Source organism: Stenotrophomonas sp. GD03930 (assembly GCF_029839665.1).
GTDB lineage: Bacteria > Pseudomonadota > Gammaproteobacteria > Xanthomonadales > Xanthomonadaceae > Stenotrophomonas > Stenotrophomonas forensis.
Genome location: NZ_JAOCAV010000004.1, coordinates 267496 through 291690, shown reverse-complemented (window position 1 = coordinate 291690; position 24195 = coordinate 267496). Strand labels below are relative to the sequence as shown.

The window sequence follows — 24195 nt, the reverse complement described above, 5'->3', positions numbered from 1 at the left end:
TGATGTCCATGGTCAGCCTCGATCGCTTCGATATCTTCCGCGCCGTGGTCGAGGCCGGCAGCCTGACCGCGGCGGCCGACCGCCTCGGCCTGAGCCGCGCGGTGGTCAGCTTCAACCTGAAGCGACTGGAACAGGAGCTGGGCGTGACCCTGCTGCTGCGCAGTACCCGTCACCTGGCCCTGACCGAGGCCGGCGAACAGTTCCTGCAGCACTGCGTGCAGGCGCTGGATGCTGCACAGGCGGCGATCGATGCCGCGCGCCGCGACCAGCACCAGCTGCAGGGCGTACTGCGCCTGACCACCACACCGGAATACGCACAGCTGCGCCTGATCCCGGCGCTGGAGGCGTTCCGCGCGCGCCACCCGGCCATGCAACTGCACCTGTCGACCTCGCCGGCACCGGCCGACCTCATTCCGGAGCGTTTTGATCTGGCGATCCGTCTGGGCCGACTGCCCGACTCTGGCCTGCATGCCAGCGAGCTGGAACAGCACCCGCTCTGCGCGGTGGCGGCGCCTTCGCTGCTGGCGCGCCTGCCATCCGCTGATGCCGCCGACGATCCGGCGCAGCTCGGCACGCTGCCGCGCCTGGGCTACCCACGGCTGGCCGATGTACCGGTGATCGCACCCGATGGCAGCGATGCGTTGTTTGCCACCAATCCGGCCAATGCAGTGGTACGCGTGGATGGCGCCAGCAGCCTGCGCGCCTTCGCCGTGGCCGGTGCTGGGGTCACCGTTCTGCCCCACTGGCTGATCGAGGACGACCTGGCCATGAACCGGCTGCGGCCAGTGCTGCGCCATCACCGTTTCCCACAGCAGAGCGTGTACGCGGTCTATCCCCACAGCGCCCAGCCCTCGCCGAAGGTCCGCCAGCTGATCGATTTCCTGCGCGACTGGTTCGACGCATGAAAAAAGGGACGGCGGGAATCAAGTCGTTTCTGCCATAAACGACTTGATTCCCTCCGTCCCCTTTTTCAGACACGGCCCGTTGCGGGGCCGTGTCCTCAGGCATCAACGCAGCACCTGCTCCACCAGCTGCACGTCCACGCTCTGCAGCGGCTCGGCGGCGTTGCGCGACAGCTGCACCTGGTAGCTGCCGCCATCGATCTTCCACTGGCGGGCCTGTGCATCGTAATGGGCCAGGGTCTTCGGCTCGGCCTCGATGCGGATGCGGCGCTGTTCGCCCGGCTGCAGGTTCACCTTGTCATAGCCGATCAGGCGGATCGGCGTGGTGCTGCCGGCCGGCAGCTTCAGGTACAACTGGGCCACATCGGCACCAGCACGCTTGCCGGTGTTGCGGATGTCGACGCTGGCGACCAGGCGCGAGCCTTCCACACTTACCTTCAGGTTTTCATAGGCGAAGGTGGTGTAGGACAGGCCGTGGCCGAAGGCGAAGGTCGGGGTCAGGCCCTTGGCCGCCATCCACTTGTAACCGACGTTGGCACCTTCGATATCGAAATCGAACACATCACCGAACGGCTTGGCCGGCTTGAAGCCCAGGCCGTCGATGTGCGGGCGCGGCAGCTGCGATTCGTCCACCACCCAGGTCACCGGCAAGCGGCCGGACGGATTGACCTGGCCGGTCAGCAGCGCGGCAATGCCTTCGCCACCGCGGATGCCCGGATACCACGCCTGCAGCATCGCCGGCACCTGCGCCAGCCACGGCGTGCGCACCGGGCCGTTGGTTTCCAGCACCAGCACGGTCTTCGGGTTGGCCTTGGCCACGGCCGAGATCAGGGCGTCCTGGTTATCCGGCAGCTGCATGTCCGGCAGGTCGACCGATTCGGCCGCCCACTGGGTGGCAAACACGATGGCGACGTCGGCCTGCACGGCAGCCTTGGCTGCAGCGGCGGCATTGGTGCCGTCCACATACTCGATGGTTGCATCCGGACGTGCAGCGCGCAGCGATTCCAGCGGCGAAGATGGGTGGAAGATCACCGGGCCCGGCCAGGTGGTCGGCATCACGCCCGGCACCGCATTGGTGCCCTTGGCGGTCACGCCCACCATCGACGAACCGCCGCCACCGATCACGCCCTTGTCGGCATGGCCGCCGATGATCACGATGCGCTTCACGCTGTCGGCCAGCGGCAGCAGGTTGCCCTCGTTGCGCAGCAGCACGCTGCCCTCTTCCACCGTGCGCTGGGCGACGGCGAAGCCAGCCTCGGCGTCCACCTTCTGGTGCTGCGGCGGGTTGTCGAAGTTGCCGTGCAGGAACATCGTGCGCAGGATGCGCGCCACCATGTCGTTCAGGCGCGCCTGCGGCACTACGCCACCGTGCACGGCCAGGCGCAGCGGTTCGTCGAAGAACACTGCCGCATCGAACACTTCACCGGCCGACTGCTGGTCCAGGCCGGCCAGCGCCGCCTTCGAGCCACTGTGCACGCCACCCCAGTCGGACATCACGAAACCGGGGAACTTCCATTCCTGCTTCAGCACCTGGTTCATCAGGTAACCGTTCTCGCAGCCGTAGGTGCCATTGATCTTGTTGTACGAACACATCGCCACGCCCGGGCGGCCTGCCTCCAGCGCGATCTCGAAGGCGAGCAGGTCCGACTCGTGCATGGCCTGCTCGCCGATGCGCACGTCGTGGAAGTTGCGGCGGGTCTCCATGTCGTTCAGCGCGAAGTGCTTCATCGAGGAGATCACGTGCTGGCTCTGCACGCCCTGGATCAGCGCACCGACCATCGAACCGGCCAGCAGCGGATCTTCACCGGCATACTCGAAATTGCGGCCGTTGCGCGGGTCGCGCTGCAGGTTGACGCTGCCCGACAGCAGGATGTTGAAACGCTGCTGCCAGGCCTCGCGGCCCATGGTCGCGCCGCCGGCAAAGGCCACTTCGCGGTTCCAGCTGGATGCAGTGGACGGGCCCGACGGCATCGCGGTGGCGAAGTCGCCCGGACGGATGCCACCCGGATTGGTCACGCCGACGCCGGCATCGGCCGACTGCTGCGAGGGAATGCCCAGGCGCGGCACCGCCGGGACGAAGCCGGCCGAACCGACCGCGCCTTCCGGCAGCGGGCCACCGTCCTTGCCCAGCCCGAAGTAGCTGTGCAGCATCTGGAACTTCTCATCCTCGGTCATCGCCTTCAGCAGCAGCGCAGCGCGCGCGTCGGCGTTGAGGGTGGTGTCCATCCACGGCGTGTCGCCATGCGTGTCGGCGGCATAGGCCAGAGTCAGCAGCGTGGCACGCAGGCTGCTGCCTTCCACCTTGAACGGCGCGCTGCTGGCAGCCTGGAAGCCATCACTGAAGTAGCTGGCGTCTGCTTCCAGTGCGACACGCGCCGGATCGAAGCCGGCCGCCGTGGCCGATTCGCCAGCCACGGCACCGAGCAGCACCGCCGGCGCACCCAGCCGCGAGCGCGTGACCAGCGCCGGCAGCTGTGCCGCGCCTGCACCGGCATCGGTATAGACCGCGACGGTGTGGCGGCCATCGTCCAGGCGCAGGTAATTCAGCCCCGGCTGGTCGGGGCCGGACTCAGCGGCGATCGGCAGCCGTGTCAGCACGGCCTGGCCGCGCTGGGTCTGGCCATCGTCCTTGCCTGCGGCAATGAAGCGGTACTCATAGCCCAGGCCGTCGGCCAGCACCTGCAGCGGATCGACCTGGCCGATGCCGCGCCGCACCTGGCGCACGCTCACCGCGTCCACCTTCAGGCTCTTCAGCTGCGCAGCCAGGGCCGGCATTGCTTCGGCGCCGGGCGCCTGTTCCAGGGTCAACACGGTGAACGCCGCAGGGTCGGCCCAGGCCGGGGCGGCGAGCGCAGCAGACAGGGCGAGGGAGAGGGCAAGCGGCTTTGTAAACGTTTTCATCGGCAGGCGTAATTCCGTTGCCAAGGCAATCGGTCCAGGGAAAGTGCCGCCGAAGGGTGCAGCGTTCATGCCGCGCAGGGGTTGCCAGGCAACGTCCCGCAGGCCGAAGGACGGGCCGGTCTGCGCGCGGGACCCTCCTCCCGGCGTGACAACCTGCCTGTCCGGGCCGCGCTGGGCGGCCCAATCATGTGAAGATTGTGCGAGGGCGTTCACACCTGTCAACAGGACCTAAGTCACAGGGGCAACCTGGCCGCCGGTTATCAGGCCATCACCGGCAGTCATCAGCAGGCCGCACGGGGCTGCCGATAATGGGGCGTCACCGGCCCTGAACCCCGCCCATGAACATACACCGCGACTTCGATCATCTCTGGCGCGACCGCTGTGATACCTCGAGCCAACGCAGCCCACGCGTGTTGATCCGGGTGTTCGTGGCCCCGGGCCAGCTGGAGCAGAGCGTGGCTTTCTACGAGCAGTTGCAGGGCGTCGTGGCCGATGCGGGCTTCCCGTTTCCCGATGCCGGCCTGCGCCTGGCGATGGTCGGAGCCTTCCTGCTGATCGAAGGGTGCGAGGAAGCGCTGGCCCCCTTCACTTCGACCACCGGGACGCTGCTGGTCGATGACGTGCGGCCCTATCACGACCGGCTGGTCGCGGCGGGGGCCGAAATCATCTTCCCGCTGCAGGTGGTGCCGACCGGGGCGGCATTCAACGCAGTGCATCCCGATGGCACTGTGGTCGAGTACGTGCATCACCGGCCCGACCCGCACGGGCGCTGAGGGTACGCACGGCCGGGCTGCCGCCCGGCACCCGCAGAGGCAACGGCCGAAGCAACAACAGAAGCGAAAGCTGGGCTCCTGTGGGGTGGCGGGGTGGGTCCGGTTGCGGGGGACGGCGCAAGTACGTCCATGTAGCCTCGGTCGCGCCATCCATGGCGCTCACGCCCCCGCAACCGGACCCACCCCGCCTTCGACAATTCCCCGCACGGCCTGCTGTAGAGCCGAACCCATGCTCGGCTGCTCTTCGTTCAACTATCGGAACATTCGATTTCGATGGAGATCCATCCACGCATGGCGTGGATCTACAATTCCTCCATGTCCTCTCCCGCCCTGCCCTGGAATGGCACGCTGCTGCTGGATGCCCACGTGGCGCTGCTGCAGGGCCATGCCGGTGGCAGCGCTGCGCATGCGCACTACGCCCATCAACTGCTGCTGAGCGACGGTGCAGCGTGGCAGGTCGCGGTTGATGGCGTGCGGCAGCAGGGTCAACGCCTGTGGCTGCCTTCCTTCCAGTCGCATGCCATCCTGTCGGCACCGCAGGACGGTTGCACGGTTTTTCTTGAGCCAGCACATGCCGATCCCACACAGATCCAACGGTATCTGCACGCCCTGCCGGGCAACGCGGTGGCACTGCAGGACTGGCTGCCACGACTGAGCCGTCCGCAGCCGCTGGATCGACGCGTGCAGGCGGCACTGGCCCGTATCACCCACTACCTGCCTGGCCCGGTGCCGGCCGCCGATATCGCCGAAGCGGCGCATCTGTCGACCAGCCAGCTGCATCGGCGCTTCCAGTCAGACCTGTCGGTGACCCTGCGCGGCTGGGTGCTGTGGCAACGGCTGCGCAATGCGCTCGCGCATCATCTGCGTGGACACAGCCTGACCGACAGCGCCCACGCGGCCGGGTTCGCCGACCTGGCCCATCTGTCACGCAACCTGCACCGCATGTTCGGCATCGGTGCCGCGCAGTTGCAGGGCCTGCAGCTGCGCGCGACCTGACATGCGGGATCATCCGCGCCTGCGCAACTCTTCGGGCAGCTCCGGTACCTCGCCATGTGGCAGCTCACGGAACGGAGCCAGCAGCTGCCCGGGATAGTCGCGCGGATAATCCGGCTGGCTGCCGATGCCCAGATCGCGTTGCCGTAGCCGATAGCCCGGTGCATCGAAGGCGGTTCCCAGCAGGTGATCCCACACGGTCAGGAACAAACCGAAATTGACATCGCCGGCGGTGCCGTAACGCATGTGGTGGAAGCGGTGCAGCGGCGCCCAGGCCATCACCCGGCCCAGCACGCCGGGGCGCATGTCCACGTTGGAGTGCTGCAACAGCAGCTGGATGGCAATGGCGAATGCCAGCACCGACGCCACCGGCATCGGCAGGCCCAGCACCAGCAGCGGCAGCACGCCGCCCACTGCTTCGGCCGCCTGGTGCAGCGGATGCTTCATCAGGCCGTTGAAGCCGTACATGCGGGTGACGCTGTGATGCACCGCATGCAGCCGCCACAGCCAGCCGATGCGGTGGCTGGCGTAGTGCACCAGGGTGATGCCGAGATCGGCGCAGACGATGGCCAGCAGCACCTGCAGCGCGAAGGGCCACTGCACCGGCCAGGCCTGCCATGGAATGATCGCCGCCAACAGCGGCACCGCGGCGATCGACAGCAGGTTCAGGCTTTCGTTGACCAGCGCATGCAGGGTGTCACGCAGGCGGTCGCCCTGGTCGTGGTTGAACGCAGGGTCGTAGGGCCAAGCGCGTTCAGCGCCGAACGAAACCGCGATGGCGACCAGCAGCAAGGCCAGCAGCCACAGCGGATCACCATGCAGGTGGCCCACCCAGGCGATGGCGGTGGCAACGAACCCGAGCAGGAACAACGGGGCATACAGGCGGAGCATCCAGTGCTTCATGGGCAACCCGAAACGTGAGGGGCCTGCATGCTGGCGCGATGCGACGGTTGCCGGCTTGAACAAACGGCGCAACCCGGCACGCGCCTGCTGGATGCCCGCCCTGGTCGGCACCATAATTCCAGCATCCACGCATGGCGTGGATCTACAATGGCGCCCTCATCGCGCCCGGGACCGGCATGGATTCCTTCAACCTGATGCGTGCCTTCCGCCGCATCGTCGAACGCGGCGGGCTGGCCCGTGCCGCCGAAGACCTGGGCATGTCGCCAGCCGGGCTGAGCAAGCAGCTGCGCACGCTGGAGACCCACCTGGGCGTGGTGCTGCTGCAGCGGACCACGCGCCGCATGAGCCTGACCGAAACCGGCCATGCCTATTACCGTGAGTGCTGCCGCCTGCTCGACGAGCTGGACGCGCTGGAACGTGGCATCGCCGAACAGCGTGGCGAAGTGGCCGGGCGCCTGCGCGTCAATGCGCCGCAGTCGTTCGCGCTGAGCACGCTGTCGCCGCTGCTGCCGCGTTTCCTGCAGCAGCATCCGCAGCTGTCGCTGGACCTGGTGATGGAAGACCGCCTGCTCGATGCGGTCGGCGAAGGCTTCGATGTGTCGCTGCGGCTTCGCGCCGAGCTGGACGACTCGCGACTGGTGGCGCGCCGGCTGGCCTCGCTGCAGCAGGTGCTGTGCGCGGCCCCGTCCTACCTGCAGCAGCATCCGGTACCGCAGGCGGTGGACGATCTGCAGGCGCACAGCGTGCTGGCCTACAGCCTGTCCGATTCACCGGGCAGCTGGCCGCTGCTCGGCCCCGATGGCCAGGTGACGATCACCCTGCCGGCACGCGTCACCGTCAACAACAGCCTGATGCTGCGCGACCTGCTGGCGGCCGGCATGGGCATCGGCGCCCTGCCCTCGTTCCTGGCGGCACCGGCGCTGGCCCGTGGCGAACTGCAGCAGGTGCTGCCCGACCACCGCTATCCGCCGCGCTTCGTGCATGCGGTCTACCCCACCTCGCGCCACCTGCAGCCCAAGGTGCGTGCCTTCATCGATTTCCTGCACGCCGAGCTGCCCGCCTGCGCCGGCCTGGATTCGTAACCGCCAGCGAAAACTGAGCTGCCCGTGGCGTGCTGTTTCAGCCACGCCGCGCTGCCTAACCTGCCGCCTCCCCTCTCACCGATGGCAGGCCGATGTCTTCCGTTTCTTCCCTCACCGCTGCAGCGCCAGTGGTCGATTTCTTCCACGACGTGGTCTGCGGCTGGTGCTTCGTGCTGGCCCCGCGCCTGCAGCAGGTCTCGGCCGAACTCGGCATCCAGGTGCGCCACCGCAGCTTCGTGCTGCAGGACTCGCGCGCGCAGATGGTCGAGGTATTCGGCTCGATGGAGCGTGCCAAGGCGATCATCCTGCGCCACTGGACCGACTGCGCCGCGCATGAAGACAGCGCGCGCATCGATATCGAAGGCATGCGTGCACAGGACTTCGAATATCCCTCCGGCTGGCTGGGCGCATTGGCCTGCCAGGCCGCCGGCATGCTTGGCGGCAATGAGGCCCACGGCGTGATGTTCGATGCCGTGCAGTGGGCGCACCTGCACCAGCACCGCAACATCGGCGATGCCGAAGTGCTGCTGGACATCGCCGAAGCGCTCGGCCACCCCCGTGGTGCCTTCGCTGACCACATGCGCAGCGACGCAGTACGCCAGCGCGTGCAGGCCGACCGCGCCGAAGCCGCTGCGCTCGGCATCCGTTCCATTCCCACCGTGATCGGCGACAACGGCCTGCGCCTGCAGACCCTGCCGCTGCCGCACCTGCGCCAGGCCCTGGCGCCGCTGGTCGCGGCCTGAGCCGCACCATTCCCCCCCTGCAAGGAGATTCCCCATGACCCCACGTACCCTGGCCACCGCACTGGCCCTGCTGCTGGCCGGCACCGCTGCTTCCACCACGGTGTCCGCGCACGAACGCGTTCCTTCCGGCCAGCAGGTCGGCACCAGCCCCTGGGGGCCGAAGGACGAGATCGGCCGTCTCAACCTGATCACCGAGGCCTCGCGCGCAGCGATCCTGTCGCGGGTCAGCGGCGGCAAGGCCTATGACCTGGCCACCGAGTACTACGTCGGCATGCCCAGCTGGCAGGACGCCGGCGACCCGCACTACCAGTTCTGGATGACCCACACCCCGCGCGGCACGGTGATGGACGACCCGATGGGCGTGGGCGAGACCATGAACCTCACCCGCAGCTACACCGGCACGGCGTTCTCGATGTACAGCCACACCGGCACCCACATCGATGCGCTGAACCACTTCGGTATTCACGGAAAGATCTGGAACGGCTTCGAGGCCGACAAGCACCTCGGCGATCGTGGCTGGAATGTCACCGGCATCGAGAAATTCCCGCCGCTGATCGCGCGTGGCGTACTGATCGACGTGGCCGGTGCCAAGGGCGTGGACATGCTGCCGGACAGCTACCGCGTCACCCGCCAGGACCTGAAGGATGCGCTGGCACGCCAGCAGGTGAAGCTGCAGCAGGGTGACATCGTGCTGATCCGCACCGGCCGCATGCGCCTGTTCGAACAGCCCAGGGCGTACATGGCCAACCCGCCGGGCATGGGCCTGGACGCCGCGCGCTTCCTGGTCGAAGACAGCGGCGCGATGATCGTCGGCGCCGACAACCTCAGCTTCGAGACCTTCCCTTCGGAAGTGTCCGATGACTACGTGCCGCTGCACACCTACCTGCTGGCCCAGCAGGGCGCACCGATCATCGAGCTGGTGGCACTGGACGAACTGGCCCGCGACAAGGTCTACGAGTTCGCCTTCATCGGTGGTCCGTTGAAGATCCGCGGTGGCGATGCCGCGCCGCTGCGCCCGGTGGCGCTGCCGGTCCGCCCGTAACCGGGGCCTGTGGGTGCCGACCTTGGTCGGCACTCCTTTCCCCCTTCAGCAACCTGAAACCCGACCCATCAATTTCATTAGTAATTCTACTCACAGGGCGAGTAGCATGTCCGGTCTCAGCCCCTGATACCGGCCTGTCGATACTCGCTCCATGCCCGCCGTTTCCGCACATTCCTGTCGCCCCCAGCCCGCCCGGCGCCTCCCCTGGAGGACCGGCTGATGGGCGCCGTCGTCGCCCTCGACCGGCTGCTGGATGGCCGCCAGCTGTGGCGCGGCCCGGCCCGCCAAGGGCCCGCCAGCGACCACCTGGCCAGTGGCCACCCGGCACTGGATGCACGCCTGCCCGGCGGTGGCTGGCCGGCCAGCGGGCTGTGCGAGGTGCTGCAGGCAGCACCCGGCGTGGGCGAGCTGGCGCTGGTCTGGCCGGCGCTGGCGAAGTTGAGCCAGCGCGGACGCCCGATCGTGCTGGTCGCGCCCCCCTACCGCCCGCATGCACCGGCCTGGGCGGCGGCCGGGCTGGACCTGGCCCAGCTGCAGATCATCCACGCCGCGCCAAAGCAGGCGCTGTGGGCGGCCGAGCAGTGCCTGCGCTCGGCCGCCTGCGCCGCGGTGCTGTGCTGGCCACAGCAGGCCGACGACCGTGCCCTGCGCCGGCTGCAGGTCGCCGCCGACAGCGGCCAGTGCCTGGGCTTCGTGTTCCGCGAGGCGCAGGCAGCGCGCAACCCCTCCCCGGCCAGCCTGCGCCTGCAGCTCGACCACGGCCAGGTGCGGGTACTGAAATGCCGTGGCGGCCTGCCGCCGGCGCAGCCGTTGCCCCTGGCCATCAGCCACTGAGGCCGCGCCGTGAACTGGGCCTGCCTGTTGTTGCCGCAGCTGGCGCTGGACAGCGTGCTGCGCCTGCAACCGGACCCGCAGCGGCCGCTGGTGCTGCTGCAGGGTCCGGCACAACGCCGCGTGCTGCGCGCGGTCAGCCCGGCCGCACGGGCAGCCGGGCTGCGCCCGGGCATGCTGCTGTCGGCCGCGCAGGTGCTGGTGCAGGACATGCACCTGCACGACTACGACCCGAACGCCGAACAGCACACCCGGCAGCTGCTGGCCAGCTGGGCCTATGCCTACAGTTCGCAGGTCAGCCTCGATTTTCCGCATGCGCTGGTGCTGGAGATCGGCGCCAGCCGTGCCCTGTTCGGTGACTGGCTGACCATCGAGAAACGCCTGCGCGGTGAACTGCACGAACTGGGTTTCCGCCATCGCCTGGTGGCCGCGCCCACGCCGCATGCCGCGCGCGTGCTGGCCAACGTGCACGATGGCCTCGGCCTCGATGCGCAGCAGCTGCCGGCGGTACTCGCACAGCTGCCGTTGCCGCGCTGCGGGCTGCCCAGCGAAGCAGTGACCGTGCTGGGCCGCTCCGGCCTGCGCACGCTGGGTGCGGTGCTCGCGCTGCCGCGCGACAGCCTGGCCCGGCGCTTCGCCCCCGACGTGCTGCAGCAGCTGGATGCGCTACGTGGCCAGCCCACCGCACCACTGCGCTACTACCAGCCTCCCGACCGTTTCGATGCGCGCATCGAATTCGAATATGAGATCGAATCCAGCCAGGCCCTGCTGTTCCCGCTACGTCGCCTGCTGCTGGACCTGGCCGCCTTCCTGTGCTCCCGCGATGGTGGCGTGCAGCGCTTCGACCTGCATTTCGAGCACGACCTGCTGCCACCCAGCGTGCTGACCATCGGCCTGCTGGCGCCGGAGCGTGATCCCGCGCTGCTGTTCGAGATCGCGCGCAACCGCATGGAAGCCTTCGCCCTGCCCGCCGGCAGCCGCGCACTACGCCTGCAGGCCGAGCAGCTGCCGCCCTTCGTGCCCGCCGCGCGCGACCTGTTCGATACCCGGCCGGCGCAGGCGATGCCCTGGACCCAGTTGCGCGAGCGCCTGCGTGCGCGGTTGGGCGATGACGCCGTGCAGCCGCTGGCGGTGCAGGCCGACCATCGCCCCGAACGCGCCAGTGGCACCCAGCCGGCGGTCAAACCGCCGTCGTACTGGCCACTACGCCCGGGCTGGCTGCTGGATACGCCGCAACCGCTGCGTGATCCACGCCTGCGCATCGTCGCCGGGCCGGAGCGCATCGAATCGGGCTGGTGGGACCAGGCCGACGCACGGCGCGACTACTACGTGGTGGAAACCGCGCATGGCCAGCGCGGCTGGGCCTTCCGCACACGCAACGATCCGCATGCACCGTGGATGCTGCACGGCTGGTTCGGCTGAGCCGCCATGCACAGTGAACTGCCCGGCTACGCCGAACTGCACTGCCTGTCGGCGTTCAGTTTCCAGCGCGGCGCCTCGATTGCCGAAGAACTGTTCGCGCGCGCCGCCGGCCAGGGCTACCGGGCGCTGGCGATCACCGACGAGTGCTCGCTGGCCGGCATCGTGCGCGCCTGGCAGGCGGCGAAGACGCATGGCGTGGCGCTGATCGTCGGCGCTGAGTTCCAGGTCGAGGACGGACCGAAGCTGGCCCTGCTGTGCACCGACCAGGCCGCCTATGCCGGGCTGTGCCAGTTGATCACCACCTGCCGGCGACGCGCGGCCAAGGGCGAATACCGTTGCCTCCGCGACGACCTGCTCGGCCTGCCCGACGGCCTGCTCTGCCTGTGGCTGGACCGGCAGCCGGCCGCCACCGATCTGGAGCTGCTGCGCACCGGCTTCAATGATCGCCTGTGGCTGGCGGTGGAGCTGCATCACGAGCATGACGACGCGCATCGCCTGCAGCAGCTGCAGGCCTTCGGCGAACGCCACCGCCTGCCACTGGTTGCCAGTGGTGATGTGCACATGCACGTGCGCCGCCGGCGTGCGCTGCAGGACACGCTGACCGCGATCCGCCACCGCTGCAGCGTAGCCGAAGCCGGCTGGCGCCTGTTTCCCAATGGCGAGCGCCATCTGCGCCCACGCACCGCACTGGCCCAGCTGTATCCGCCCGAACTGCTGGCCGAGACCCTGCGCATCGCCGAACGCTGCCACTTCACCCTGGAGCAGCTGCAGTACACCTACCCGCGCGAACTGGTGCCGGAAGGGCACGACCCGGACAGCTGGCTGCGCGTGCTGGTCGAGCGTGGCATTCCGTGGCGCTGGAAGAACGGCATCGAACCGGCGCAGCGCAAGCAGATCGAACACGAACTGGCGCTGATCCGGCAGAAGAACTACGCCTCCTACTTCCTCACCGTGCAGGACATTGTGCGCTTCGCGCGCAGCCAGGACATCCTCTGCCAGGGCCGTGGCTCGGCGGCCAACTCGGCGGTGTGCTTCGTGCTGGGCGTGACCGAAATCGATCCGGCACGCAGCAATCTGTTGTTCGAGCGCTTCATCTCCGCCGAACGCGACGAACCACCGGATATCGACATCGACTTCGAGCACGAGCGCCGCGAGGAAGTGCTGCAGTACGTGTTCAAGCGCTATGGGCGTGAACGTGCTGCATTGACTGCGGTGGCGATCAGTTACCGTGGCCGCAGCGCGATCCGCGATGTGGCCCGTGCGCTCGGCCTGCCGATGGACCAGGTCAACGAACTGGGGGCGGCGATGGATCACTGGGGCGGTCACGTACCGTTGCCCGAGACCCTGCGCGAGCGCGGTTTCGATCCGGACACCCCGCTGATGCGCCGGCTGCTGTCATTGACTGCCGAGCTGATCGACTTTCCGCGCCACCTGTCGCAGCACCCGGGCGGCTTCGTGATTTCCGAGCATCCGCTGTCGACCCTGGTACCGGTCGAGAACGCAGCGATGGCCGACCGCACCGTCATCCAGTGGGACAAGGATGACCTGGATGCCACCGGCCTGATGAAGGTCGACTGCCTGGCACTGGGCATGCTCACCGCCATCCGCAAATGCCTGGCGATGCTGCAGCAACATGGCCTGCACAGTGGACGCATGGATGCGATTCCCGATGAGGACACACCCACCTACGACATGATCAGCGCCGCCGACACCATCGGCGTGTTCCAGATCGAGTCGCGTGCGCAGATGGCGATGCTGCCACGCATGCAGCCGCGCAACTTCTACGACCTGGTGATCGAAGTGGCGATCGTGCGCCCCGGCCCGATCCAGGGCGACATGGTGCACCCCTACCTGGAGCGCCGCCGGCTGCTGCGCGAAAAAGGCCCACAGGCGCTGGACAACCTGGAAGAACCGCTGTACCCGCCGCAGCTGGAGCGCGTGTTCGCGCGCACCCTGGGCGTGCCGCTGTTCCAGGAACAGGTGATGCAGCTGGCGGTGGATGCGGCCAGCTACACCCCGGGCGAGGCCGATGCCCTGCGCCGCTCGATGGCCGCGTGGAAGCGCCGTGGCGGGCTGGAACCGCATCGCGAGAAGCTGCTGGCCGGGATGTTGAAGAACGGCTTCAGCCGCGAATACGGCGAACACCTGTTCGAGCAGATCAAGGGCTTCGGCGATTACGGCTTTCCGGAAAGCCACGCCGCCAGCTTCGCCCTGCTGACCTATGCCAGCTGCTGGCTGAAGTGCCACCACCCGGCCGCGTTCACCGCCAGCCTGATCAACAGCCAGCCACTGGGCTTCTACAGCCCCGACCAGCTGCTGCAGGACGCGCGCCGGCATGGCATCCGCGTGCTGCCGGTGGACGTGCGCCACAGCGACTGGGACTGCACCCTGGATTTCAGCAAGGGGCCCGCTGCGATCCGGCTCGGCCTGCGCCTGATTGATGGCTGCAACGAACCTGCCGTGCAGGCCATCATGCGAGAACGTGCGCGGCGCCCCTTCGACGACGTGGGCGACCTGTGCCAGCGCACCGCGCTGGACCGTCGCCAACAGGGCCTGCTCGCCGATGCTGGCGCGTTGCGTGGGCTCAGCGGCCATCGCCATCGTGCGCGCTGGGATATCTCCGGCGTGGAAAACCGGCTGCCGCTGTTCGATCACGCCCGCGCCACCGCCGAGGCCCGCGTGCCGTTGCCGCTGCCCAGCACCTGGGAAGACATGCAGGCCGACTACCGCAGTACCGGCACCACGCTTGGCCGCCATCCGATCTCGTTCCTGCGCGCACAGCTGCGCACTCGTGGCTGCCTGGACGCCGCGCAACTGGCGGCTCACGGCCATGGCCGCCGCGTGCGCATTGCCGGTCTGGTACGCATGCGCCAGCGTCCGCAGACCGCCAGTGGCGTGACCTTCCTCACCCTTGAGGACGAAACCGGCATGGTCAACGCGGTGGTCTGGCGGCACCTCGCTGATCGCCAGCACCGGGTGCTGGTTGATACCCAGCTGATGCAGATCGATGGCCGCCTGGAGCGCGTCGATGGCGTGCAGCATGTCATCGTGCAGCGCATGCACTGCCTGGATGAACTACTGCAGGGACTGCGCAGCCACAGCCGCGATTTCCACTGATACCGGAAATGACTGCGTAACGGCCACTGGGTGATGTCGACCAGATAGAGGTAGAGTCGACTGTTAGTCGACTGCCCTTCGATCAGGCTCCAGAAATTCGCGCGCTGCGCGCGATAGTCGACTAACAGTCGACTCTACCCGGTCGACTCTACCCATCCCCTTTTGCATCCGCTATCGTCGGCACATCCAAGGAAGGACGACACGATGCCCCGTGCACTGCTGCTGACCACGCTGGTGGTCGCCACCCTCGCCCTGCTGGTGTCCGGCTGGACCGCCTGGAGCCTGCACCGCAGCCAATCGCCACAGCGCATCATCGAAGCACGCGGGCTGGTCATCCACGATGAAAGCGGACAACCACGGGTGATCCTCGGCGCACCGGTTCCCGATCCACGCAGCCAGGGCCGCACCCAGGGGCCGCGCGCGACCGCCCTGTCAGGCCTGATCCTGCTCGGCCCGGACGGCTCCGAACGCGGTGGCTATGGCACCAGCGACCGCGGCGGCGAGGCCCTGCTGACCCTTGACGATGCCACCGGAACCACTGAAGTGTTCAAGGTGGTGGCCAACCCGGACCGCGGCGCCAGCCTGATGGTCAAGCACCAGAACAATACCGGCGCAATGCTCACCTCCTGGCAGGGCAAGCCGGAACTGATGTTCGTCGATGACAGCGGCCAGTCCTACTACGTGCGCCCGGGCGCCAACGCCGCGCCCTGATCTGCTTTTGTAGCGTCGAGCTTGCTCGACTTTGCTTCACCTTTGTAGAGTCGAGCTTGCTCGACTGTTGTTGGCACGAGCAGTCGAGCAAGCTCGACTCTACAGTCCAGACACCGCCGCCAGATCGTCGGCCAGCTGCCGCTGCTGCACCGGCCCCAGCGCCGCGCAGGTGATGCGCAGGCCATGCCCGGGGGCCGCCACCGCGAACACCTCGCCCGCGCGCACATGCCAGCCACGCGCGGCCAGCGCCAGCACCTGCGGATGGCTGTCGGCCGGCAATGGCAGCCACAGGTTCAGCCCTTCCATCGGCTGCGGCGTCGCCACGCCACGTGCACGCAGCAGTTCCTGCAGCGACTGCAGGCGCTGCTGGTAACGCTCGCCTGCCGACGCGATCTTCGCCCGCTGCGACGCCGAGCCCAGCACCGAGGTGGCCGCGTCCTGCAGAAGGTGGCTGACCCAGCCCGTGCCCGAGGCCAACCGCAACCGCAACCGCGCCGCGGTTTCCTCATCACAGGCCAGCCAGGCCAGCCGCAGGTCGGGGCCGAGCGGCTTGGACAGCGAGCGCAACAACCCCCAGCGCCGGCCATCGAGCGGCAGCACCGAATGGTAGGCCTGCTGCGAGAGCAGCGCGTAGTGATCGTCGATCAGCACTGCCACCTGCGGATAGTGGGCAAGCAGCTGCCGCAGCGCCCGTGCGCGCTTCGCATCCAGGCTGGCCCCGGTCGGATTGTGCGCACGCGGGGTCAGCAGCACCGCGCGTGCGCCGGCCTCCAGTGCGGCACGCAGCGATTCGACCTGCATGCCATGCGCATCCACCACCACCGGCAACGGCGCATGGCCCACCGCGTTGAGTACGTTGAGGCTGCCGAGGAAACATGGATCTTCCACCGCGATGCGATCACCCGGCAGCAGCCACGCCGCCAACAGGCGCTCGATGCCATCGACCGCGCCATGGGTCAGCTCCAGGGCATACCCCTCGGGGCAATCCGCATCCAGCGAGGCCCGTGCCAGCGCCTGCAACCGCGGGTCGACCGTGCCCACCCCATACAACCGTGGCGCCGCCGGAGCCAGTCGCAGGTTCGGCAGCAGGCGCGGGTCCGGGTTGCCACTGGCCAGGTCATGCAGGGCCACTCCCGGCGTGCTTCCTTCGCGTGCCATTGCCGACGGCAAGCCGCGCACCACCGTGCCGCGACGGCCGGCAGTGCTGGCCAGGCCCGCCGCGTCCAGCCGCTTGTAGGCTGCGGCCACGGTGTTGCGGTTCACCCCCAGCTGCTCGGCCAGCTCACGCACCGGCGGCAGCACGCTGCCGGCCGGCAGGCGGCCCTTGCCGATGCCGTCGCGGATGCTGTCGAAGATCGACTCGGCGCTATGCCCGGTGATTTTCATTTTGTCCTATGCCAAAATAAATCTTGTCCTGTGCCAGTGTATCCCACCCTGGCCATTCCGCATTGGAGGTGCCCGCATGCCCCTTGCTGCCGCCGACTGGCCCATGGCCCAGTCTGTTGAACAGATCGCCGCCAACCTGGCCACCGTGCGCCAGCGCATCGCCGACGCCTGCGCCCGCGCTGGCCGTGATCCGGCCAGCGTGCGCCTGCTGCCGGTCAGCAAGACCGTCGATGACGCCCGCATCCGCATGGCCGTGGCCGCTGGTTGCCACGAACTGGGCGAGAACAAGGTCCAGGAGGCACAGCGCAAGGCCGAGGCCATGGCCGACCTGGGCGTGCACTGGTCGGTGATCGGCCACCTGCAGACCAACAAGGCGCGCTACGTGGCGCGCTTCGCCAGCGAGTTCCAGGCGCTGGACAGCCTGCGCGTGGCCGAGGCCCTGCAGCAGCGCCTGCAGCTGGAAGATCGCACGCTGGAGGTGTTCGTACAGGTCAATACCTCGGCCGAGCCCAGCAAGTACGGACTCGAGCCCGGCGCGGTGGAGGGCTTCGTGCAGCAGCTGCCGGCCTTCGATCGTCTGCGCGTGCGCGGCCTGATGACCCTGGCCGTGTTCACCCCGGATGTCGAGCGCGTGCGCGCCTGCTTCGTGCGCCTGCGCGAACTGCGCGACCAGCTGCAGTGCTCCGCGCCCGCCGGCCTCGACCTCTCGCAGCTGTCGATGGGCATGTCCGGTGACTTCGAAGTGGCCATCGAGGAAGGCGCCACCGTGGTCCGCGTCGGACAGGCCATCTTCGGCGCCCGCGCCACCCCGGACAGTTTCTACTGGCCCCACAGCGGAGCGCCGGCATGAAGCACGCGGTGGTCCTGCAGCACGTTGCCTTCGAAGACCTCGGCACCCTGAAGCCGCTGCTGCTGGCGCAGGGCTGGCAGCTGCAGGTGCTGCAGGCCGGTGTCGACCCGCTCGACGATGCCGAAGCAGCCGAACTGCTGGTCGTGCTGGGTGGCCCGATCAGTGCCAATGACACAGAAACCTATCCCTTCGTCACCGACAGCATCGCCCTGCTGCGGCGTCGCCTGCAGCAGCAGCGGCCAACCCTCGGCATCTGCCTCGGCGCGCAGCTGATGGCGCGCGCGCTCGGCGCCAGCGTCGTTGCCAGTGGCGGCAAGGAGATCGGTTTCGCGCCACTGCTGCTCACCGATGACGGCCAGCGCTCGTCCCTGCAGGCCCTGCAGGGCATTCCGGTACTGCATTGGCACGGTGAGGGCTTCGAACTCCCGCCCGGCGCACGCCGCCTGGCCAGCACGCCCGCCTGCCGCCACCAGGCATTTGCCATCGGTCAGCACGCGCTGGGCCTGCAGTGCCATCCGGAGCTGGACGCGCGCCAGTTCGAACGCTGGCTGATTGGCCACACCCTGGAACTGGCCCAGGCCGGCATCGACCCGAACGACCTGCGCGCGCAGGCGCGCCGCTATGGTGCGCCGCTGGCAGCCGCCGCCACCGCGATGTTCGACCACTGGCTGCAGGACCTGCCGGAGATACCACGATGAATTACCGGTTGCAGGTCTACCGCGATGGCGCCTACTGGGGCCACTTCGACTGCAGCGGCCCCGACGCCCTGCTGCGCATGGACGTCATCGCCGCACAGCTGCCCAGCGAACAGGGCTTCCAGCTGAAGCGGCAGAAAGGTATCGGCGAGGAGCGCATCCTGTCCAGCAACGCTGACGGCCTGCGCGTGCTCGCCGCGCAGATCCAGTACCGCGATCTTTGACCCGTTTGGGGGCATGCCGGCCAACGGCTGGCGGTCCCATCACTGGCTGATGACCGCCCATTGATGCAAATGATTCTCTTTTGCTGTAAGGTGCTGCCGCTGCCCTTGCCGCCGCGGGCTGTTCCCTTTCCCAGTTGTCGCCCGCCCCGTGTCCACGCCTGTCGAACCGACGGATGTCGCGCAGCTGTGCGCGGCCCATTACCGGCCGCTGCACGCCCATGTCCGCCGCAAACTCCCGCAACGCAGCGATGCCGATGACGTCGTCCAGGAAACCTGGCTGCGTATCGTCAAGGTCGCCGCCAGCGGCCTGCTGAACAATGGCCGCGCCTATCTGTATCGCGTTGCCCACAACCTGATCGCCGATCACTACCGGCAGCGCCAGCGCCGGCGCGAAGAGGCGCTGGACGACACCCAGCTGCATGCCATCGCCGATCCCGCACCGCTACCGGACCAGCGCCTGCTCGACGCCGAACAGCTGCGTCATCTCGATGCGATCATCGCCGCGCTGCCACCGCGCTCGCGCCAGGTATTCCTGCTCGCCCGTGTCGAGCAGATGGCCCTGGCCGAGATCGGGCGCCAGCTCGGCATCAGCCGTCAAACCGCGCATGGCCATCTGCTGCGCGCCCTGGTCGCCCTGCAGCAGGTACCTGGCCCATGAGCCAGGACACCATCGCACGCGAAGCCGCCCGCTGGTGGCTGGATGGGCACGACGGCGAACGCGATGAGAACGCGTTCAACCAATGGTGCCAGGCCGACCCGCGCCATGCCCTGCAGTACCAGCACCTGCAGCAGCTGTGGCAGGCCGGTGCCGCCACCCCCAGCCTTCAGCGCCAGCAGCAACGCCGGCGCCGCCGCCACCTGGGTGAAGCCGGTATTGCGGCGCTGCTGCTGTGCGCGCTTGGACTGTATGGCCGCCCTGCCCCGCCGCCGGCCGCGCAGGTGCTGCGCACCGCCGCTGGCGAAATCCGCGACGAAGCGCTGCCGGACGGTTCGCATGTCCTGCTGTCGCCGGGCAGCGAAGTGCATGTGCGCGTTGATGGGCAACATCGCCAGTTGCAACTGCAACGCGGCCAGGCCTGGTTCAAGGTCGCCGCCGACGCCCGCCGGCCGTTCCAGGTGCATACGCCGCATGGCACGGTCACTGCGCTGGGTACTGCCTTCGACCTCGTCGTGCAGGGCAACAGCAGCAGGGTCACGGTCACCGAACATCGCGTCCGGGTAGAGGACGGCGGCGGGACCGTGCAGGCGGCCGAAGGGCAACAGGTACGCTTCAACGGACAGTCACCGCCTGCCGCCCAGCCGGCAGACAGCGGCGGCCTCGCCTGGCGCGAACGACGCCTGCACTGGGTCTCGGCCCCCCTCGCCGATGTCACCGAAGGCCTGGACCGCTGGCACGGCGGGCACACCTGGATCATCGGCGCGCGCCTGCGCCAGCAACCGGTCACCCTGCTGGGCAGTGCCGACGGCGCAGCCAGCAACCGCGATCAACTGGCCGCGCAGCTGCACGTGCGCGTGCTGCGTCTGGGCGCGGGCGTGCAGGTCTGGTTGCCGCCGCGCAGGGAACATGCTGATGCACCCTGACATCGGGCCTGCGGCTGCGTCTACCCAGGATGACGACGCTCTGCGTCAGCCCCTGGAGCCTTCGATGCTGTGCCACCGCCCCCTTGTTCTTGCCCTGTCGCTGGCCTGTGCCAGCACGGTTCCGCTGTTGCCCTCCAGCGCCCACGCGCAGGTGGCCACCCGCACCTATGATCTGCCCGCGCAGCCACTGGCCGCCGCGCTGGATGCGTACAGCCGCCTGACCGGCGTCGACCTGGTGATCGGCGCGGCATTGCCCACCGGTCATCCTGCACCGGCCCTGCGCGGTGACTTCGATGACGCACAGGCGCTGTCACGCCTGCTGGCCGGCACTGGCCTGCGCCCACGCTTCATCGATGCACGCCGGGCCACCCTCGAACCGGCGCCCGCCGAGCGCAGCGACGGCAGCCGCCGCACCGGGCCACTGCGCGTGCAGGGCGACACCGCGCATGGCCAGGCACCAGGCACCGGCGCCAGCCAGTACGTGCCCGCCACCCGCGATGGCTTCGCTCCCGCTGTAGGCAGTGAGCGGGTGGCGATGGCCGAGCGCCAGGATGGCAACAGCCTGCTGCGCTCGATGCCCGGAACCCACAGCTTCCATTCGCGCAGCCAGCCCGGCCTGCAGGTCAACATCCGCGGCATGACCGGCGCCGGCCGGGTCAACACCATGATCGACGGTGTCACCCAGACCTTCCGCAACAACGCCGGCCATGGATCGGGTGGTCCGTTCGCCTACGTCGATCCGTTCCTGCTGGCCGGCGTGGACGTGCAGCGCGGCGCGGTCGCCGGTGGCGATGGCGCCGGTACGCTGGCCGGCAGCGCCAACTTCCGCACCCTGGACATCGATGATCTGCTTGGCGAAGGCCGCGATTGGGGCCTGCGTGCAGGCTACCGGCATGGCAACAACGGTTATGGAAATGGCCGCACCTTCGCCGGCGCATGGCGCCACAGCGAAGACGGTGGCGACCGCCAGTTCGGCCTGCTCGCCGCCGCCAGCAGCAGCCGCAGCGGCGAATACGCGACGGCACGCGGGCAGACCAACAAGGCCGACCCCGGCAGCCAGCAGCCCAGCAGCTGGCTGCTGAAGGCGCGCCTGCAGCCCAGCGACCAGCATCGGCTCGACCTGAGCCACATGCGTTACGAAAACGACTTCTACCACAACTACCCGTGGCAGATTTCCGCACGCAACCAGCGCGCCAGCTACCACTACACGCCCTACTCCCCGTGGGTCGACCTGCGTGCGACCTTCGCCAGCAACAAGACCCGGCTGTTCTACCCGCCGGTGGAAGACTCCAGCTACATCGGCCGTCGTACCCACAGCAGCCTGAGCAGCTGGACCCTCGACAACACCAGCCGCTTCGACATCGGCGCGCTGCAGGCGCGCTGGAACACCGGCATCAAGCACCAGTCGGACATCTTCGTGGCCGATACGCCTACCCTGCGCGGCGCCAACCCGCAGGGGCGCAGCCAGCTCGACAGCGTGTTCAGCACGCTGGAACTGCAGTACGACATCTATGCACTGACCGCCGGCCTGCGCCAGGACCGCTACGGCATCCGTGGCCATATCCCCGGCTGTTCCGAGGTGCCGGGCCAGTGCGCGGAGATCAACGGCGGCGACATCGATGTGCGCCGCACCGAGCGTGCACTCAGCCCCAGCCTGGCGGTCTCTCTGCAGGCCACCGACTGGCTGCAGCTGTTCGCCGAAGTCTCGCGCACCTCGCGGCCACCACGGGTGCAGGAAATGTTCTTCGAGAAGATTCCGCTGGAGGGCATGAGCGATGCCGATGGCGTAGGTGCCAATCCGTTCCTGCGTCGCGAGCGCTCGCGCAACCTGCAGTTCGGCGCCAACCTCAGCACCGACTCGCTGCTGGTTGACGGCGACCTGGCCCAGCTGCGCATCACCCGCTTCGACAACCGCATCCGCGACTACATCAAGCCGCAGTACCTGCTGATCGTGCATCCGCCGGAAGTGGCGCCGTTCGTGGTGCCAATCGACAGCGATCCGCAGCTCAATGCCTGGACCGATACGCTGGATGCCGACGACTTCAGTACCACCACGCGCTGGATGAACCACCAGGGCATCGTGCGCATGCGCGGCATCGAGCTGGAGGCGCACTACGCCAGCGAGCATTACCACGCCACCCTCAGCTGGACCCGATCGCAGACCAGCGCGCCGGCCATCGAGTTCGTCAACCTGGAAGACATCACCGCCCTGCCCGACCGCTACTGGACGCTGGATGTGGGCGGCCGCTGGTGGCAGCAGCGCGTGCAGGCCGGCCTGCGCGCCGAATACTCCGGTCCCACCGAGGAAGGCTACGACTTCTTCCAGACCCGCAAGACCGGCGGTACCGGTGTACTGCTGGACTTCTACGCCAGCTTCAAGCCCCAGCCCAATACCACGCTGTGGCTGAACATCGAAAACCTGCAGAACAAGGCCTATAACAACAATGCCTCGATCGACAGCATCTTCAGCCCGATCCTTGACCGCGGCAACGGCCGTGGCCGCACCGTCTCGATGGGCGTCAATGTGGCGTTCTAGCCGCCGTTGGCTGCTGCTGTGCCTGCTTGCGCTGACCTCCCTGGCCAGCGCACAGCCGATGCCCGGCAAGGTGATCGATCTGGCCAGCGGCCAGCCGCTGGACGAGTCCATGTTCATCCAGCGTGCGGCCGGCGCGCAACGACTGCTGCTGGGCGAGCGTCATGACCTTGCGGGCGACCATGCCGCCCAGCGCTGGTTGCTGCAGGCACTGCACCAGCAGCGCCCGCAGGGTGCGCTGGTGATGGAAATGATCGCCAGCGAACGCCAGCCCCGCCTGCAACGCGTGCAGCGCTGGCTGGCCAAGGGCAATCACACCGACGGCTCACGCCTGCAGGAACTGCTGGACTGGGACGCGCGCTGGCCGTGGGCCGCCTACGGTGGTCTGGTGCAGGACGCCGCGGCTGCAGGCATTGCGCTGGTCGGCGGCAACCTGTCGCGCGCCGAGGTCAACACCCTGCTGGCCTCTACAGAACCGGTAGCATTTCCGGTTGCTGCGGCTCGGCAACGGTTGTCGGCGGTGGTGCTGGCACAGCATGCAGACGCAGCACCGATGCTGGACGGGATGCTGGCCGTACAGTACGCCCGCGATCGCCGCATGGCACAGGTACTGACCGATGCGCCGGCCCCGGCGCTGTTGGTCGCCGGGCGCTGGCATGTACTGCGCGGTACCGGCGTGCCGGGCCATCTGCCACCGGGTACCCCGGCGCTGGTGATCGTGCTGGCGTCTCCAGGCGAACAGGTCGACGCCACCGATGCCGACCTGCTGTGGGTGCTGGGCGATGACTGAGCGTGGCCACCACTGGCAGGCCGTTGTTATCAGCATCGGCCTGCACCTGCTGCCCTTGCTGCTGCTGGTGCACTGGGTGGCCACGCCGCCCGCGCTGCCACCCCCGGAACAGGACGTGCGCATCAGCCTGCGCCTGCTGGCACCGGCCACGCCGCCGCAACCGGTGGAGGAACGCCAGGCCGACACCCCCAGCCAGGCGCAGCAGGCACGTGCATCGCAGCCGACGAAATCGCCCCCACCGCCTACCCCCACCCCAGCGCGCGAGGGTGAGCTGGCGGCCAGCGAGACCGGTGGCCGTGGCCGCCAGCCGCTGCCGATCGCCCCGCCTGCGGCCGCGACCGATGCAAGTCCCGCACCGGCATCGATCACGGCCGCGCCGCCCGCTCCAGACGCACCCCCTGCGGACTTCCAGGCCGGCGCCGCCAGCGACCAGTGGGAAGCCCGCCTGATGGCGCGGCTGGAGCGGTACCGCTACTACCCTGCCGCCGCGCGCTCACGACGCCAGCAGGGCACGGCCTGGGTCAGGGCCAGCATCGACCGTGAGGGGCGGCTGCTGGCACTGCGGCTGGAGCAGTCCAGTGGCCAGCCGATGCTGGACGACGCCGCGCTGCAGACCTTCCGCCGCGCGCAACCGCTGCCGCCCATTCCCGCTGAACTGAAGGCGCCGCAGGAACTGGTGGTACCGGTGGAGTACTACCTGCGCTAGGCGCCCAAGG

At 68.5% G+C, this 24195-nt stretch carries 21 protein-coding genes; 18 read left to right on the top strand and 3 right to left on the bottom strand.

The genetic code is table 11. From position 1 onward, the window contains the following. The first annotated feature begins 8 nt into the window (after positions 1 to 8). Positions 9 to 905, top strand: a complete 897-nt coding sequence (locus tag N5C18_RS19790; RefSeq protein ID WP_279945482.1) for a LysR family transcriptional regulator — start codon at positions 9 to 11, stop codon at positions 903 to 905. Positions 906 to 1007: 102 nt separating this feature from the next. Here the strand turns inward: N5C18_RS19790 and N5C18_RS19785 are convergent, their stop codons facing one another. Next, positions 1008 to 3803, bottom strand: a complete 2796-nt coding sequence (locus tag N5C18_RS19785) for a glycoside hydrolase family 3 C-terminal domain-containing protein (protein ID WP_279945470.1) — start codon at positions 3801 to 3803, stop codon at positions 1008 to 1010. Between the two features lie 338 nt (positions 3804 to 4141). Between N5C18_RS19785 and N5C18_RS19780 the strand changes: the two genes are divergently transcribed. Continuing rightward, positions 4142 to 4576 (top strand): glyoxalase/bleomycin resistance/dioxygenase family protein, encoded by a 435-nt coding sequence (locus N5C18_RS19780; RefSeq protein ID WP_040007487.1) that lies wholly within the window; start codon positions 4142 to 4144, stop codon positions 4574 to 4576. A 291-nt stretch (positions 4577 to 4867) separates the two neighbouring features. Then, positions 4868 to 5572, top strand: coding sequence for a helix-turn-helix domain-containing protein (locus tag N5C18_RS19775; protein ID WP_053510867.1), 705 nt, complete (start codon positions 4868 to 4870; stop codon positions 5570 to 5572). Between the two features lie 9 nt (positions 5573 to 5581). On the opposite strand, the gene N5C18_RS19770 is transcribed toward N5C18_RS19775, so the two are convergent. After that, a complete protein-coding gene (locus N5C18_RS19770; RefSeq protein ID WP_230078955.1) occupies positions 5582 to 6460 on the bottom strand; it encodes a sterol desaturase family protein in 879 nt (292 codons plus the stop codon). A gap of 143 nt (positions 6461 to 6603) precedes the next feature. Here N5C18_RS19770 and N5C18_RS19765 point away from each other — a divergent pair, with 143 nt between their 5' ends. The 7 genes from N5C18_RS19765 (at position 6604) to N5C18_RS19735 (ending at position 15420) form a co-directional block, all read left to right on the top strand. After that, a complete protein-coding gene (locus N5C18_RS19765) occupies positions 6604 to 7554 on the top strand; it encodes a LysR family transcriptional regulator (RefSeq protein WP_204303739.1) in 951 nt (316 codons plus the stop codon). 92 nt (positions 7555 to 7646) lie between these two features. Continuing rightward, entirely contained in the window at positions 7647 to 8297 is a 651-nt protein-coding gene (locus N5C18_RS19760; RefSeq protein WP_279945469.1) for a DsbA family protein, read from the top strand. A 34-nt stretch (positions 8298 to 8331) separates the two neighbouring features. Then, the gene (locus N5C18_RS19755) at positions 8332 to 9339 is read left to right on the top strand and encodes a cyclase family protein (RefSeq protein ID WP_008266828.1); all 1008 of its coding nucleotides are present in this window, start codon (positions 8332 to 8334) and stop codon (positions 9337 to 9339) included. A gap of 219 nt (positions 9340 to 9558) precedes the next feature. After that, entirely contained in the window at positions 9559 to 10173 is a 615-nt protein-coding gene (gene imuA / locus N5C18_RS19750; RefSeq protein ID WP_008265413.1) for a translesion DNA synthesis-associated protein ImuA, read from the top strand. Between the two features lie 9 nt (positions 10174 to 10182). Beyond that, complete coding sequence (locus N5C18_RS19745; protein ID WP_053510863.1) at positions 10183 to 11592, top strand: DNA polymerase Y family protein; 1410 nt, start codon at positions 10183 to 10185, stop codon at positions 11590 to 11592. 6 nt (positions 11593 to 11598) lie between these two features. Beyond that, on the top strand, positions 11599 to 14709 hold the full coding sequence (locus N5C18_RS19740; RefSeq protein WP_279945468.1) for an error-prone DNA polymerase: 3111 nt from the start codon (positions 11599 to 11601) through the stop codon (positions 14707 to 14709). Positions 14710 to 14913: 204 nt separating this feature from the next. After that, positions 14914 to 15420 carry a hypothetical protein gene (locus N5C18_RS19735; RefSeq protein ID WP_053510859.1) on the top strand — a complete coding sequence of 169 codons (507 nt, stop codon included), beginning with the start codon at positions 14914 to 14916 and terminating at the stop codon, positions 15418 to 15420. Between the two features lie 99 nt (positions 15421 to 15519). Here the strand turns inward: N5C18_RS19735 and ptsJ are convergent, their stop codons facing one another. Further along, entirely contained in the window at positions 15520 to 16806 is a 1287-nt protein-coding gene (gene ptsJ, locus N5C18_RS19730) for a transcriptional regulator PtsJ (protein WP_279945467.1), read from the bottom strand. A gap of 76 nt (positions 16807 to 16882) precedes the next feature. Between ptsJ and N5C18_RS19725 the strand changes: the two genes are divergently transcribed. The 8 genes from N5C18_RS19725 (at position 16883) to N5C18_RS19690 (ending at position 24185) form a co-directional block, all read left to right on the top strand. Further along, the gene (locus N5C18_RS19725) at positions 16883 to 17656 is read left to right on the top strand and encodes a YggS family pyridoxal phosphate-dependent enzyme (RefSeq protein ID WP_053510856.1); all 774 of its coding nucleotides are present in this window, start codon (positions 16883 to 16885) and stop codon (positions 17654 to 17656) included. Beyond that, complete coding sequence (locus N5C18_RS19720; RefSeq protein WP_279945466.1) at positions 17653 to 18354, top strand: glutamine amidotransferase; 702 nt, start codon at positions 17653 to 17655, stop codon at positions 18352 to 18354. Before N5C18_RS19725 ends, N5C18_RS19720 begins: the two co-directional genes overlap by 4 nt. Continuing rightward, positions 18351 to 18575 (top strand): hypothetical protein, encoded by a 225-nt coding sequence (locus N5C18_RS19715; protein WP_197564089.1) that lies wholly within the window; start codon positions 18351 to 18353, stop codon positions 18573 to 18575. Before N5C18_RS19720 ends, N5C18_RS19715 begins: the two co-directional genes overlap by 4 nt. A gap of 148 nt (positions 18576 to 18723) precedes the next feature. Further along, a complete protein-coding gene (locus tag N5C18_RS19710) occupies positions 18724 to 19233 on the top strand; it encodes a sigma-70 family RNA polymerase sigma factor (RefSeq protein ID WP_053510851.1) in 510 nt (169 codons plus the stop codon). Further along, on the top strand, positions 19230 to 20156 hold the full coding sequence (locus tag N5C18_RS19705) for a FecR domain-containing protein (RefSeq protein ID WP_279945465.1): 927 nt from the start codon (positions 19230 to 19232) through the stop codon (positions 20154 to 20156). The genes N5C18_RS19710 and N5C18_RS19705 overlap by 4 nt, the downstream gene beginning before the upstream one ends. Before the next feature lie 64 nt (positions 20157 to 20220). Beyond that, positions 20221 to 22692, top strand: a complete 2472-nt coding sequence (locus N5C18_RS19700) for a TonB-dependent receptor (RefSeq protein ID WP_279945464.1) — start codon at positions 20221 to 20223, stop codon at positions 22690 to 22692. Then, entirely contained in the window at positions 22679 to 23479 is an 801-nt protein-coding gene (locus tag N5C18_RS19695; protein ID WP_279945463.1) for a ChaN family lipoprotein, read from the top strand. The genes N5C18_RS19700 and N5C18_RS19695 overlap by 14 nt, the downstream gene beginning before the upstream one ends. Beyond that, a complete protein-coding gene (locus N5C18_RS19690; protein ID WP_279945462.1) occupies positions 23472 to 24185 on the top strand; it encodes an energy transducer TonB in 714 nt (237 codons plus the stop codon). The genes N5C18_RS19695 and N5C18_RS19690 overlap by 8 nt, the downstream gene beginning before the upstream one ends. Positions 24186 to 24195: the final 10 nt, after the last annotated feature.

Excerpts from the sequence above, each read along its gene's own strand:
- N5C18_RS19770 (WP_230078955.1), bottom strand. The coding sequence starts at position 6,460 with ATGCTCCGCCTGTATGCCCCGTTGTTCCTGCTCGGGTTCGTTGCCACC.
- N5C18_RS19735 (WP_053510859.1), top strand. The coding sequence starts at position 14,914 with ATGCCCCGTGCACTGCTGCTGACCACGCTGGTGGTCGCCACCCTCGCC.
- N5C18_RS19720 (WP_279945466.1), top strand. The coding sequence starts at position 17,653 with ATGAAGCACGCGGTGGTCCTGCAGCACGTTGCCTTCGAAGACCTCGGC.
- N5C18_RS19790 (WP_279945482.1), top strand. The coding sequence starts at position 9 with ATGGTCAGCCTCGATCGCTTCGATATCTTCCGCGCCGTGGTCGAGGCC.
- N5C18_RS19755 (WP_008266828.1), top strand. The coding sequence starts at position 8,332 with ATGACCCCACGTACCCTGGCCACCGCACTGGCCCTGCTGCTGGCCGGC.
- N5C18_RS19765 (WP_204303739.1), top strand. The coding sequence starts at position 6,604 with ATGGCGTGGATCTACAATGGCGCCCTCATCGCGCCCGGGACCGGCATG.
- N5C18_RS19775 (WP_053510867.1), top strand. The coding sequence starts at position 4,868 with ATGGCGTGGATCTACAATTCCTCCATGTCCTCTCCCGCCCTGCCCTGG.
- N5C18_RS19690 (WP_279945462.1), top strand. The coding sequence starts at position 23,472 with ATGACTGAGCGTGGCCACCACTGGCAGGCCGTTGTTATCAGCATCGGC.
- N5C18_RS19695 (WP_279945463.1), top strand. The coding sequence starts at position 22,679 with ATGTGGCGTTCTAGCCGCCGTTGGCTGCTGCTGTGCCTGCTTGCGCTG.
- N5C18_RS19740 (WP_279945468.1), top strand. The coding sequence starts at position 11,599 with ATGCACAGTGAACTGCCCGGCTACGCCGAACTGCACTGCCTGTCGGCG.
- N5C18_RS19715 (WP_197564089.1), top strand. The coding sequence starts at position 18,351 with ATGAATTACCGGTTGCAGGTCTACCGCGATGGCGCCTACTGGGGCCAC.
- N5C18_RS19780 (WP_040007487.1), top strand. The coding sequence starts at position 4,142 with ATGAACATACACCGCGACTTCGATCATCTCTGGCGCGACCGCTGTGAT.
- N5C18_RS19725 (WP_053510856.1), top strand. The coding sequence starts at position 16,883 with ATGCCCCTTGCTGCCGCCGACTGGCCCATGGCCCAGTCTGTTGAACAG.
- imuA (WP_008265413.1), top strand. The coding sequence starts at position 9,559 with ATGGGCGCCGTCGTCGCCCTCGACCGGCTGCTGGATGGCCGCCAGCTG.
- ptsJ (WP_279945467.1), bottom strand. The coding sequence starts at position 16,806 with ATGAAAATCACCGGGCATAGCGCCGAGTCGATCTTCGACAGCATCCGC.
- N5C18_RS19700 (WP_279945464.1), top strand. The coding sequence starts at position 20,221 with ATGCTGTGCCACCGCCCCCTTGTTCTTGCCCTGTCGCTGGCCTGTGCC.
- N5C18_RS19705 (WP_279945465.1), top strand. The coding sequence starts at position 19,230 with ATGAGCCAGGACACCATCGCACGCGAAGCCGCCCGCTGGTGGCTGGAT.
- N5C18_RS19785 (WP_279945470.1), bottom strand. The coding sequence starts at position 3,803 with ATGAAAACGTTTACAAAGCCGCTTGCCCTCTCCCTCGCCCTGTCTGCT.
- N5C18_RS19760 (WP_279945469.1), top strand. The coding sequence starts at position 7,647 with ATGTCTTCCGTTTCTTCCCTCACCGCTGCAGCGCCAGTGGTCGATTTC.